A 12,315-nucleotide genomic window follows, 5' to 3' on the forward strand; every position below is an offset into this window, starting at 1 on the left:
GGGTATTTCAAGGACGTTGATATGCCCCAAGCCGACGCCTCACCCCAGATTGCCACGCCCTTGACCGCCGTACTCTTCGGCCTCAGCGGCTGCCTGGTGGATTTTGGCGCTCATACGCGCCTGCACAGCTCCAACAGGCCCGGCCCGGAACAGGCCCAAGCCACACCGGGCGCCCTGGCAACCCTGCAGCACCTGCAACAGCAAGGCATTCCCTGCGCATGGCTGGAGCAGCTACCGCCTGCCAGTACCCGCGAGCTAGCCGCAGCCCTGCCGGATTGGATCAAGCCCACCCCTGCCGTCCCCGCTCACTGGCCTGCACCCGATGCCTGCTGGCAGGCGCTGATGTCGCTCAAGGTGTCGCGCCTTGAGGGCTGCGTGCTGGTCAGCGGCGAACCACAGCTGCTGCAGTCGGGGCTCAACGCCGGCCTCTGGACCATAGGCCTGGCCTCCTGTGGCTCGCTGTGCGGCATGACGCCCAGCGAATGGCAGGCGCTGAGCCAACAGGAGCGCGAGCTCAAACGGGGCAAGGCCACGGTGCAGCTGTTCGGCCTGGGCGTGCACTCGGTGATTGACCACCTGGGGGAATTGCAGACCTGCCTGGCGGACATCGAACACCGTCGACTCAAGGGTGAAAAGCCCTGACATAAGCCTGTTGATCAGGATCATGCACAGCGCCTGGTAGTGGATTACTCTAAGCCGTGGGCATGGATCTTTGCTTCAATCGCGCGGTCCATCCCTGTGCCTATCAATGAAGGGAGAACGCCATGCCTGCCCGCGAACTGCAAGAACAACTCGATACCCTGCGCGAGCAATTGGAGCAGAACCCACCGCTTTCGGAAGCCGAGCGCGCCAACCTGCATGACCTGATGCAGCAGATCGAGCTGCAACTCAAGCTGGAGACCAGCACCCATGACGCCAGCCTCGCTGACGGCGTCAATCTGGCGGTGGAGCGTTTCGAGCTGGAACACCCGGCCATCGCCGGAACCCTGCGCAACATCGTCCAGACCCTGGGCAACATCGGCATCTAAGCAGCGCCCGATAACACCCTCCCCTTGAAACCAAAGCCCCGCACGGTGTGCGGGGCTTCTGTTTACTGGCGAACCAGTCGCTGATTGGCGAAATCCGCCGTTTCAGTGCTGCGGTACGGGTTGATATCCAGCCCGCCACGACGCACGTATCGCGCGTAGACAGTGAGCTTTTCCGGCTTGAGCAGACGTTGCAGGTCCAGGAAAATCCGCTCCACGCACTGCTCATGGAAATCCGAGTGCTGACGGAAGCTCACCAGATAGGCCAGCAGGCTGGCGTGATCCAGGGCCGCTCCCCGGTACTCCACCACCACGCTGCCCCAATCCGGCTGGCTGGTCACCGGACAGTTGGACTTGAGCAGATGGCTGTGCACGCTTTCCTCAACCACTCGCGAGGCATCACACCGCAGCAGCTCCGAACGCGGATGCTCATAGCTGTCGACGCTGATGTCCAGGTCGTCGATGCACACCCCTGGCAGAGCCACCACACCTTCCGCCTCGACCTCACCCAGGCTGCGGATACGCACAGCCACCGGCTTGCCTGCCGCGGCGGAAAGGTCCTCGCGCAAGGTCGCTTCAAGCGCCGCCCGATCGACGAACGGCGTCTGGTTCAGCGAATTGAGGTAGAGCTTGAAGGACTTGGACTCGATGATATTCGGCGAATCCGCAGGAATACTGAACTCACCGATGGCCACCACCGGCTTACCCGACGGCAGCAGCCAGGACAACTCGAAGCAATTCCAGAAATCCACACCTTTATAAGGCAGGGTATCGGCGCTCAAGCCCAGCTCGGCCCATTTCGCCGCCCGAGGAATCGGGAACAGCAGGGACGGAGTGTATGTGGAGACGTATTCACTGGACTTGCCCAGCGGCGAATGTTCGGCTGCGGGATGCATGGCGGAAACCTGACTGAAGAATCAGCGGATTCTACCAGCCTTTGCTCCCGCCTTTGAGCCCCCGACCCTCAGGGAGTGACCGTCAGCTTGCCGACCATCCCGGCTTGATAGTGCCCGGGAATGTTGCAGGCGAACTCCAGGCTGCCGCTCTTGGTAAAGGTCCAGGTCAACTCGGCCTGCTTGCCCGGCTCCACCAGCACGCTGTTGGGATCATCATGCTGCATTCCATGCTCCATGCCCGCCATCGAGCCGTGCCCCATGGCAGAGTGATCCATCGCCTGCATCGCGGTGGGCGTGAGCATCCCGCTTTGCTGCATCTTGAGCATTTCCTGCTGGTGCTCGGCATGCATTGCCGCATCACCCAGGTTGAACTCGTGCAGCAACTGGCCCTTGTTGATCAACACAAAACGCACGGTTTCGCCCGCCTTGACCGCCAGAGCCTTGGGACTGAACGACATATCGCCCATCACCACCTCGACGGTGCGGGTGGCCGTGGCTGCCGCTGCCGGCCGCCCAAAATCATAGGACCCCGCCGGCGAGGCCCAGAGCGGCGCACTCAACAACATCAGGCAGCCGCCGAGAATCGAGCGGCTTCGCAACAGCAGATTTTGCGCTTTCATTATCAGACTCCAAAAACCGGTTTGAGCATATGGCACACTCTGGCGAGCCACCGCTGCCAGTCAGCTGACAGCCAGATTACAACTTTGTCAGCTTGACCTGCCCGGCCTCCCTGCACGGTATAAAGCCCGGGTTCCATAAGCCATGAGTCGCGCCATGAAACTGCTGATCGTCGAAGACCAACCGAAAACCGGCCACTACCTGCGCCAGGGCCTGAGCGAAGCCGGCTTCAATGTCGAACTGGTGGCCGATGGCGACACCGGCCAGCACCTGGCGCTGACTGGGGACTACGCCCTGCTGATTCTCGACGTGATGCTCCCAGGGCGCGACGGCTGGCAGATCCTTCAGGCGGTACGCGGTGCCGGCCTGGAAATCCCGGTGCTGTTCCTGACCGCCCGAGATGCCGTGGAAGACCGGGTGCATGGCCTGGAGCTGGGGGCCGACGACTACCTGGTCAAGCCCTTCGCCTTCTCCGAACTGCTGGCCCGGGTCCGCAGCCTGCTGCGGCGCGGCAGCAGCGGCGCCCAAGAAACCGCCCTGCAACTGGCGGACCTGCGCCTGGACCTGATCCGCCGTCGGGTGGAACGCGGTGGCCAACGCATCGACCTGACCGCCAAGGAGTTCGCCCTGCTGGAGATGCTCCTGCGGCGCCAGGGCGAAGTGCTGCCCAAATCGCTGATCGCCTCCCAAGTCTGGGACATGAATTTCGACAGCGACACCAATGTCATCGAAGTAGCAATCCGCCGTCTGCGCCTGAAGGTCGATGACGACTACCCGAACAAGCTGATCCACACGGTGCGCGGCATGGGCTACGTGCTCGAAGAGCGCCAGGCCTGATGCGCCGCCTGTCGCTGAGCGGACGCCTGGCGCTGCTGTTCGCCGCCTGCACCGCGGCGGTGTCGCTGGTGGCCGGCGTACTGTTCAGCCGGGCCAGCGAGGCCCACTTCATCGAACTGGACCAGCAATTGCTGGACAGCAAACTGATCGCCCTGCGCAGTGTGCTGCAGGATGTCCAGCAGGCCGCGGACTTCCCCCGGCTGCAGGGCCGACTGCACCACGAACTGAGCCGGCAGCCGGACTTGGCGTTGCGGATCCACGGCGCCGACGGCCAACTCTGGTTCGACAGCGCCCCGGGCCTGCCCGCCGCCCCGGCCGACACCAAGGGCCTGCACAGCCTGAGCCGGGGCGACGCCGCCTACCGAGTCTACGAAGTAGCGCTGAGGCCCGAGCGCAGCGACTCGCCGCAACTGACCTTGCTGCTGGACATCACCCACCATCAGCACTTCCTGCAGCGCATGCAGTACCTGATCTGGCTCACCGTTGGCCTGTCGGCCCTGGCCACTGCCCTGCTGGGCGCCTGGGCGGCCCGCAGCGGCCTGCGGCCATTGCGGCGCATGAGCGCGGTGGCCGCCGGCGTATCGGCCAACTCCCTGACCCAACGCTTGCCCCAGGAACAGATGCCCGCCGAACTGGCAGAACTGGCCAGCAGTTTCAACGCCATGCTCGCGCGCCTCGAAGAGTCATTCCAGCGCCTCTCGGCGTTTTCCGCCGACATTGCTCATGAACTGCGCACGCCGCTGTCAAACCTGCTGACCCACACCCAGGTCACCCTGACCCGACCCAGGCCGCTTGAGGATTACCGCGAAGCCCTGCACAGCAACCTCGAAGAACTGCAGTGGATGGCGCAATTGGTCAACGACATGCTCTATCTGGCCAAGGCCGACCACGGCCTGCTGAACCCCAGGCGCGAAGCGCTGGAGCTGGCTCAGGAGATCGACATGCTGCTGGAGTTCTATGCGCCGCTGGCCGAAGACGTCCAGGTCGAACTGACCCGCGAAGGCCATGCCGGCTTTGCCGGCGACCGCAGCATGCTGCGCCGTGCGCTGTCCAATCTGCTGGACAACGCCCTGCGTTTCACCCCGGCCGGAGGCTCGATCAAGGTGCGGATCGACGACAGCGCCCAGTACGTGAGCCTGAGTGTCGAGAACAGCGGCGAAGGCATTGCCCAAGAGGCCCTGCCACGCCTGTTCGACCGTTTCTACCGGGCGGACCCGGCGCGGCGCGAAGGCAGCAGCGAACATGCGGGATTGGGACTGGCGATCACGCAATCGATCATTCGCGCCCATGGCGGGCAGATTCGTTGCGAATCGGCGCTCGGTTGGACGCGCTTTGTGATCGAGTTGCCGAAAAGAGATTGAGGGCCTGTTCGCCGGCAAGCCGGCTCCTACACTCATCAGGCAGGAGCCGGCTTGCCGGCGACAGCGAATATCAGGAGTAGCGCAAGGCGTGGGCCGGCTCGACCTTGGATGCGCGCCAGGCTGGATACACGGTGGCCAGGAAGCTCAGGACAAAGCCGGCGCCGCAGATCAAGGCGACATCGCCGCCCTGCAACTCGGAAGGCAGGTTGCTGACGAAATACACGTCGGAGCTGAAGATCTGCTGACCGCTGATCCGCTCCAGCCAACCCACCAGTTCGCTGACGTTCAACGCCGCAATCACCCCCAGCACCCCGCCGATCAGGGTGCCGACAATCCCGATCACCGTGCCCTGGACCATGAAGATCGCCATCACCTGCCGCGGTGTGGCGCCGATGGTACGCAGGATCGCGATATCCGCGCCCTTGTCGTTCACCACCATGATCAGGGTGGCGATGATGTTGAACGCCGCCACTGCAACGATCATCAGCAACAGCAGGCCGATCATGGTCTTTTCCATCTTCATCGCGCTGAACAGGCTGCCCTGGGTGTGGGTCCAGTCATCGGCGCGGAAATCCGCGCCCAGGCCCTTGGCGATGTCCGCCGAAACCTGCGGCGCGGCATACAGGTCCTTGACCGCCAGGCGCACGCTCTGCACCTGGTTCGGCTGCCAGTGCTGCATCTCGGCGGCATCGGCCACGTGGATCAGGCCCATGGACCCATCCAGCTCGGCACCGACCTTGAACACACCGACAACGTTGAGACGCTGCATGCGCGGGGTAATGCCTCCTGGCGCGCTACTCACCTCAGGCACGATCAGGGTCAGTTTGTCGCCGACATTCAAACGAAAGCGCCGGGCGGTGATCTCGCCAATGACCACACCGAACTCACCGGGCTTCAGGTCCTGCAGGCTGCCCTGGACGATGTGCTGGGTGACGATGGAGACCTTGCCTTCCTGGGCCGGGTCGATGCCGCTGATCTGGATCGGTTGCATCGCGCCCTTGTAGGAGAGCATGCCTTCCATCTCGGTGAAGGGCACTGCCGCGGTAACTTCCGGGTTCTTCAGGGCCGCTGCGGCCACCGGCTGCCAGTCGTCGATGGGCTTGACCCCGACGATGGTGGCGTGCGGCACCATGCCGAGAATCCGCGAACTCATCTCCCGCTGGAAGCCGTTCATCACCGACAGCACCACGATCATCGCCAGCACGCCCAGGGCGAGGCCGATCATCGAGGTCATGGAAATGAACGAGACAAAACGATTGCGCCGCTTGGCGCGGGTGTAGCGCGTGCCGATAAAGATCGATAAGGGTCTGAACATGGGCAAGGCACCCTGGAAAAATTAATAACCCGGCGTCGGCGGGCCAGCCGCCAACGCCGCGTGCGGCCGCATCAGATGGCGACCAGGTGACCTTCTTGCAGGTGCAGGACGCGGTCCATCTGCCGGGCCAGGTTCATGTCGTGGGTCACCACCAGGAAGGCGGTACGCATCGACGTACTGAGTTCCAGCATCAAGTCCTGAATCCCCTGGGCGGTGTGCGAGTCGAGGTTGCCGGTGGGCTCGTCGAGCATCACCAGCCCCGGCTTGTTCACCAGGGCCCGGGCAATGGCCACCCGCTGGCGCTCGCCACCGGACAGTTCGGCCGGTTTGTGTTCCAGGCGATGGCCAAGGCCGACCCGCTCCAGCAGCGCGGTCGCACGCTGACGGGCTTCGGGAATCGGTGTCCGGCCGATCAGCAGCGGCATGCAGACGTTCTCCAGCGCGGTGAACTCCGGCAGCAGGTGGTGGAACTGGTAGACGAAGCCCAGGGCGCGATTGCGCAGCTGACCGCGAGCCTTCTCGCCCAGGGCCGAGAGCTCCTCGCCAGCCAGCCAGACGCTGCCCTTGGACGGCGTATCCAGGCCGCCCAGCAAGTTGAGCAAGGTACTCTTGCCGGAGCCGGACGTACCGACGATGGCCACCCGCTCCCCCGGATGCAGTTCCAGTTGCAGGCCGGACAGGACCACCACCGACTCCGGGCCTTCCTCGTAGGACTTGCCCAGGTCACGGCAGCTCAGGATTGCTTTTTCACTCATGCCCAACTCACTCATAACGTAGCGCCTCCGCAGGCTGGGTGCGCGCCGCACGCCAGGCTGGATACAGGGTGGCGAGGAAACTCAGGACCAATGCCGCGCCGCAGACCATCAACACGTCCTCGGCCATCAGTTGCGACGGCAGGTAGTCGATGAAGTACACGTCGGCATTCAGGAATTTATGGCCGATCAGGCCTTCGAGGGCGGAGATCGCGGCACTGACATTCAACGCTGCGAGCATCCCCAGCACCGCGCCGATCAGGGTGCCGACCACGCCGATCACCGTGCCCTGGACCATGAAGATCGCCATGATGGTGCCCGGAGTGGCACCCAGGGTACGGAGGATGGCGATGTCGCCCTTCTTGTCGTTCACCACCATCACCAGGGTCGAGATGATGTTGAACGCGGCCACCGCGACGATCAGCAGCAACAACAGGCCGATCATGGCTTTTTCCATGCGGATGGCCTGGTACAGGTTGCCGTGGGTACGGGTCCAGTCGCGGGCGTAGAAATGGTTCTCCCCCAGCTGCTGGGCAATTTCCCAAGCGGTACGCGGGGCCTGGAACAGGTCGTCGAACTTCAGCCGCAGGCCCTGGACCTGATCCGGCTTCCAGCGGTGCAGGCGGCCCAGGTCTTCCAGGTTGGTCAGGCCCAGGTAGCCGTCGATCTCGCCCGCGCCGACGTGGAAGATGCCCACCACGGTGAAGCGCTTCATACGCGGGAACATGCCGGCCGGGGTCACCGTGACTTCCGGCGCGACGAAGGTCAGCTTGTCGCCGAGGCCGACGCCCAGCTTGGCGGCCGCCTTGTCGCCGATGACGATGCCGAAACTGCCGGGCGCCAGCGCATCCAGCTGCCCCTGCTGCATGAAGTGGTCGATGATCGACACCTGCCGTTCCTGCGCGGGGTCGATGGCATTGAGCAGCACTTTCTGCACCTGGCCGTTGTTGGTCAGCAGCCCCTGCATCTGAGTGAATGGCGCCACCGCCAGCACTTTCGGGTTCTGCCTGACCTTGTCGGCCAGGCTTTGCCAGTCGCTGATGGGCTCGCCGGACTCGATGGTGGCGTGGGGCACCATGCCCAGCACGCGGGTGCGCATTTCATGATCGAAGCCGTTCATCACCGACAGCACCACGATCATCACGATCACGCCAAGGGCGAGTCCGATCATCGAGGTCAGGGAAATGAATGACACAAAATGATTGCGACGCTTTGCACGGGTATAACGCGTGCCGATAAAAGCAAACAGAGGTCTGAACATGTCGGGGCTTGTGCAGAGGAAAAGAAGACGTCCTTGTGGCGGGGCCTGGTAAGCAGCTTTACACTCAGACCACTGCCTCTACCATGGGTTCGCCATGTCGACATTAGATGAAGAAGATCGCCGCGAATACTACCGTATCGAGGACGCGATCGCACTGGAAATTAGCCCCTTGTCCGCCCACGACGCGGCGAGCAAGGAAGTGTTGCAGGATGAGTCCCCGCTGTTCAATCTGCTCAGCGAACTGCACCTGAGCGAATTCGAATCCCAGCACCTGCTGCGCCAGGTCAGCGAGCGGGATCGCACCCTGGCCAGCTACCTCAAGGCCATGAACAAACGCATCGACCTGCTCAGCCAAGTGGTGGCGCAGACCGTATTCGGCAAGTTCGGCGAACCACAGCGGGTGATCCTTTCCGAAGGTGGCATCGAGTTCAACCACCATCTGAGCTACGCCAAGGGCAGCCACCTGGCCGTGAAACTGCTGCTGATGCCCCAGGCCCTGGGCCTGCTGCTGCGGGCCAAGGTCATCCACTGCGAGCCCCAGAGTTTCGGTACCTTCGAGATCGGCACCGAATTCGAAGCATTGACCGACGCCCAACGCCAGTTGCTGGCACGCTATATCCTGCAAAAACAGGCCCAGCAACGCCGCCAGGCCCGGGAGCAGAGCGACCCCGCCGCCGGTTGAGCAACACGCCCGCCCCACCTCTTGTGAAACAACATCCGTGAAGGAGCAATTGTGACCCTGATCTATGGCCATCGCGGCGCTAAAGGCGAAGCACCGGAAAACACCCTGACCAGCTTTCAGGAATGTCTCAAGCACGGCGTGCGCCGTTGCGAGCTCGACCTGCACCTGTCCATGGACGGCGAGTTGATGGTGATTCACGACCCGACCCTCAAGCGCACCACCGACCGGCGCGGCAAGGTGGTGGAGCATTCCGCCGCCGAGCTGGTGACCTACGACGCGCGCAAGGGCGGCCCGGGCTGGGTCAGCCCCTGCCCCATTCCACGCCTTGAAGAGCTGTTCGAGAAATGCGACTTCGAGCACTGGCAGCTGGAAGTCAAGAGCGCCTCACGCACTCGCGCCGCCACTACCGTGCTGGCGATTCGGGAAATGGCCCAGCGCTTCGGCCTGCTGGACAAGGTCACCGTGACCTCAAGCTCGCGGGAAGTGCTGAAAGCGGCGGTCGAGCTGACCCCGGACCTGTCTCGCGGACTGGTCGCCGAGTACGCCTGGCTCGACCCGTTGAAGGTCGCCCAGAGCTACGGCTGCGAGATTCTTGCGCTGAACTGGACCCTGTGCACCCCGGAGCGTCTGCAGCGAGCGCAGCGTCAGGGCCTGCATGTGTCGGTGTGGACGGTCAACGAGCCCGCGCTGATGCGCAGGCTCGCCGACTTCGGCGTAGATAGCCTGATTACAGACTTTCCCGGTTTGGCCAGCGCCACTCTCGAGAATTACTGAAATCGGTCTCCCCGGCCGGCTCAGGCCACCGGCCGGAGCCGCTCAAAAAAGCCGGTTGAGGCCGTCGTATGCCGCTACCCGATAGGCTTCGGCCATGGTCGGGTAGTTGAAGGTGGTGTTGACGAAGTACTTCAGGGTGTTGTGCTCACCCGGCTGACTCATGATCGCCTGGCCGATGTGGACGATCTCCGAAGCCTGGTAGCCGAAGCAGTGCACGCCGAGGACTTCCAGGGTTTCCCGGTGGAACAGGATCTTCAGCATGCCTTGCGGCTCGCCGGCGATCTGCGCGCGGGCCATGCCCTTGAAGAACGCCTTGCCCACTTCATAGGGCACCTTGGCCTGGGTCAGTTCCTGCTCGTTCTTGCCGATCGAGCTGATCTCCGGAATGGTGTAGATCCCGGTCGGCACGTCGTTGACGAAGCGCCAGCTGCCATTGTCGACGATGCTGCCGGCGGCCGAGCGTCCCTGGTCATGGGCGGCACTGGCCAGGCTTGGCCAGCCGATCACGTCACCGGCACCGTAGATGTTCGGCACGCAGGTGCGGTAGTTCTCGTCGACCTCGATCTGGCCGCGGCTGTTGACCTTGACCCCGATGTTCTCCATGCCCAGCTTGTCGGTGTTGCCAGTCCGGCCGTTGCACCAGAGCAAGGCGTCGGCCTTGATCTTCTTGCCGGATTTCAAGTGCAGGATCACCCCGTTGTCGACGCCTTCAACCCGGTCGTATTCCTCGTTGTGGCGCACGGTGATGTTGTTGTTGCTGAAGTGGTAGCTCAGGGCCTGGGAAATCTCCGAGTCCAGGAAGCTCAGCAACTGGCCACGGTTGTCCACCAGCTCCACCAGCACCCCCAGACCACTGAAGATCGAGGCGTATTCGCAGCCGATGACCCCGGCGCCGTAGACGATGAGTTTGCGCGGGGTATGGCCGAGGCTGAGGATGGTGTCGCTATCGTAGATACGCGGGTGGCTGAAATCGATGTCCGCCGGGCGATAGGGGCGTGAGCCGGTGGCGATGATGATGTGCTTGGCGACCAGCTTTTCCACCACGCCGTTGGCGCAGACCACTTCCACGGTCTGCTCGTCGGCGAAGCTGCCAGTGCCGAAGAACACGTCGACCCGGTTGCGAGCGTAGTAGCCGGTGCGCGAAGCCACTTGCTTGGAGATGACCTTCTCGGCGCTCTTGAGCACGTCCGGGAAGGAGAACCAGCGCGGCTCGCCGATGGCCCGGAACATCGGGTTGGTGTTGAACTGCATGATCTGCCGGACCGAGTGACGCAGGGCCTTGGACGGAATGGTACCCAGGTGGGTGCAGTTGCCGCCGACCTGGCGACGGCTATCGACCATCGCCACTTTGCGTCCTGCTTTCGCGGCGTTCATCGCCGCACCTTCTCCAGCGGGGCCCGAGCCCAGCACCACTACGTCGTAGTTGTAGACAGCCATGCGTACTCCTCAGAACAGGCCGAGATACCCTTCTGGCATCTCCGGCTAAATCATGCCGCGGCCAGCGGCATGAAGGATCAATTTGGCTCGGTTACGAACCCGGGCACAGTCTATAGAAGCGTCAACGCCGCGCACATTAACCCTTGGTCGCGTCGTAGGCTACTTTTGCCTGCACTACAGCGTTCGCGAAGCGTGCCGGTTTATTGTTTTGCCCCCGCCGACAACGCATCGAAGGCCGGGTTGCTGCGTGTGACGAAGCCTGTATCGGCACGCATCACAAAAAATGCGGCGATCCGGTGTTTTTCCGCGTAGTCCCAACCCGCCTCCGGGCCGAGAATCAGCAACAGCGTCGACAGGCCATCGGCCATGAGCGCCGAAGGATGAATCACCGTCACCGACGCCAGCCTGTGGTTTATGGGCCTGCCGATTCGCGCGTCGAAGGTGTGGGAGTAGCGCCGCCCATCCTGCTCGAAGTAGTTACGGTAGTCGCCGGACGTGGATACACCATAACCATCCAGCGCCAACACCCGCTGGGCCACTTGCCGGTCATCCCGGGGCTCTTCCAGGGCGACGCGCCAAGGTGAGCCGTCCGGCTTGCGCCCCACTGCCTTGAGTTCACCGGTGGCCTCAGCCAGGAAACTGTCGACCCCCAACTGCACCAGCCGGGCAGCAATACGATCCACGGCATAGCCGGCGGCGATGCTGTTGAAATCCACCTCCACTGCCGCGTCCTTGCACAACTGCCCAGCGTCGATATGCAGGTGGCCATGCCCGACCCGCTGCCGCACTTGCGCCAGCGCCGGGGCGCTCGGCACCTTCTCCTCGCGTCCCTGGGGACCAAAGCCCCAGAGATTGAGCAGCGGCTCCACGGTCAGATCAAAGGCGCCATCACTGTCACGAGACAACTGCTCCCCCACGCGCACCAACTGCAGTACCGGTTCGGGCATCGGCTGACAGCTGTTGGCCGGCAAATCGTTGAAGCGCTCGATATCCGAGTCAGCGCGATAGGTGGACATCTGCCGATCGACCTCGGCGAGAATGCCCTCGACTTCGCTCTTGACCCGAGACGCTGCCGGGCCATTGGCGTGCCGCACATACTGCACCGAATAGGTACTGCCCATGGTCGGCCCGGAAACACTCTCCACGCGCTCGCCCCCACAACCGGCCAACAGCGCTGTCGCCGCCCACAACCCGGCGCCCCGCCAGAAATGGCTTGCCCACACAATCCACTCTCCCAATCAAGTGCCCCGCAGGGCTACGTCACGATGCAAAACGCCATTATGTGACAGACGACGGCCGCCCACCCACCCGGAGCCCCGTCTCGCTCACGGCCAGAACCCCGTTCCAGAGCCTGCGC

The 12,315-nt window shown here is 63.3% G+C and carries 13 protein-coding genes; 6 read left to right on the forward strand and 7 right to left on the reverse strand.

Features of this window, described 5'->3' with window-relative positions; genetic code table 11:
* The first annotated feature begins 21 nt into the window (after positions 1-21).
* A complete protein-coding gene (locus L1O02_RS20905) occupies positions 22-642 on the forward strand; it encodes a phosphatase (RefSeq protein WP_108544865.1) in 621 nt (206 codons plus the stop codon).
* Positions 643-764: 122 nt separating this feature from the next.
* Entirely contained in the window at positions 765-1,028 is a 264-nt protein-coding gene (locus tag L1O02_RS20910) for a DUF4404 family protein (RefSeq protein WP_016968042.1), read from the forward strand.
* Positions 1,029-1,090: 62 nt separating this feature from the next.
* Here the strand turns inward: L1O02_RS20910 and queF are convergent, their stop codons facing one another.
* A complete protein-coding gene (gene queF / locus L1O02_RS20915; RefSeq protein WP_108544864.1) occupies positions 1,091-1,921 on the reverse strand; it encodes an NADPH-dependent 7-cyano-7-deazaguanine reductase QueF in 831 nt (276 codons plus the stop codon).
* A gap of 68 nt (positions 1,922-1,989) precedes the next feature.
* Positions 1,990-2,541: a cupredoxin family protein gene (locus L1O02_RS20920; RefSeq protein ID WP_060838369.1), complete on the reverse strand. Its 552-nt coding sequence runs from the start codon at positions 2,539-2,541 to the stop codon at positions 1,990-1,992.
* Positions 2,542-2,695: 154 nt separating this feature from the next.
* Between L1O02_RS20920 and L1O02_RS20925 the strand changes: the two genes are divergently transcribed.
* Both L1O02_RS20925 and L1O02_RS20930 read left to right on the forward strand, forming a co-directional pair.
* Positions 2,696-3,376, forward strand: coding sequence for a heavy metal response regulator transcription factor (locus tag L1O02_RS20925; protein WP_060838368.1), 681 nt, complete (start codon positions 2,696-2,698; stop codon positions 3,374-3,376).
* The gene (locus tag L1O02_RS20930; RefSeq protein ID WP_060838367.1) at positions 3,376-4,737 is read left to right on the forward strand and encodes a heavy metal sensor histidine kinase; all 1,362 of its coding nucleotides are present in this window, start codon (positions 3,376-3,378) and stop codon (positions 4,735-4,737) included. Before L1O02_RS20925 ends, L1O02_RS20930 begins: the two co-directional genes overlap by 1 nt.
* Before the next feature lie 70 nt (positions 4,738-4,807).
* Here the strand turns inward: L1O02_RS20930 and L1O02_RS20935 are convergent, their stop codons facing one another.
* The 3 genes from L1O02_RS20935 to L1O02_RS20945 all read right to left on the reverse strand — a co-directional run bounded on the left by L1O02_RS20935 (position 4,808) and on the right by L1O02_RS20945 (position 8,065).
* A complete protein-coding gene (locus tag L1O02_RS20935) occupies positions 4,808-6,052 on the reverse strand; it encodes a lipoprotein-releasing ABC transporter permease subunit (protein ID WP_060838366.1) in 1,245 nt (414 codons plus the stop codon).
* Between the two features lie 71 nt (positions 6,053-6,123).
* Entirely contained in the window at positions 6,124-6,807 is a 684-nt protein-coding gene (lolD, locus tag L1O02_RS20940; RefSeq protein WP_015634822.1) for a lipoprotein-releasing ABC transporter ATP-binding protein LolD, read from the reverse strand.
* A gap of 7 nt (positions 6,808-6,814) precedes the next feature.
* Complete coding sequence (locus L1O02_RS20945; protein WP_060838365.1) at positions 6,815-8,065, reverse strand: lipoprotein-releasing ABC transporter permease subunit; 1,251 nt, start codon at positions 8,063-8,065, stop codon at positions 6,815-6,817.
* A gap of 94 nt (positions 8,066-8,159) precedes the next feature.
* Between L1O02_RS20945 and L1O02_RS20950 the strand changes: the two genes are divergently transcribed.
* Together L1O02_RS20950 and L1O02_RS20955 are read left to right on the forward strand one after the other, a co-directional pair.
* Entirely contained in the window at positions 8,160-8,747 is a 588-nt protein-coding gene (locus tag L1O02_RS20950; protein ID WP_060838364.1) for a PilZ domain-containing protein, read from the forward strand.
* A gap of 51 nt (positions 8,748-8,798) precedes the next feature.
* Positions 8,799-9,521, forward strand: coding sequence for a glycerophosphodiester phosphodiesterase family protein (locus L1O02_RS20955; protein ID WP_016967735.1), 723 nt, complete (start codon positions 8,799-8,801; stop codon positions 9,519-9,521).
* Between the two features lie 42 nt (positions 9,522-9,563).
* Here the strand turns inward: L1O02_RS20955 and sthA are convergent, their stop codons facing one another.
* Together sthA and L1O02_RS20965 are read right to left on the reverse strand one after the other, a co-directional pair.
* Positions 9,564-10,958, reverse strand: a complete 1,395-nt coding sequence (gene sthA, locus L1O02_RS20960; RefSeq protein WP_016967736.1) for a Si-specific NAD(P)(+) transhydrogenase — start codon at positions 10,956-10,958, stop codon at positions 9,564-9,566.
* Between the two features lie 200 nt (positions 10,959-11,158).
* Positions 11,159-12,079 carry an FAD:protein FMN transferase gene (locus tag L1O02_RS20965; RefSeq protein WP_181321585.1) on the reverse strand — a complete coding sequence of 307 codons (921 nt, stop codon included), beginning with the start codon at positions 12,077-12,079 and terminating at the stop codon, positions 11,159-11,161.
* Positions 12,080-12,315 lie beyond the last annotated feature (236 nt).

This window comes from Pseudomonas sp. BC42 (genome assembly GCF_021560055.1).
GTDB lineage: Bacteria > Pseudomonadota > Gammaproteobacteria > Pseudomonadales > Pseudomonadaceae > Aquipseudomonas.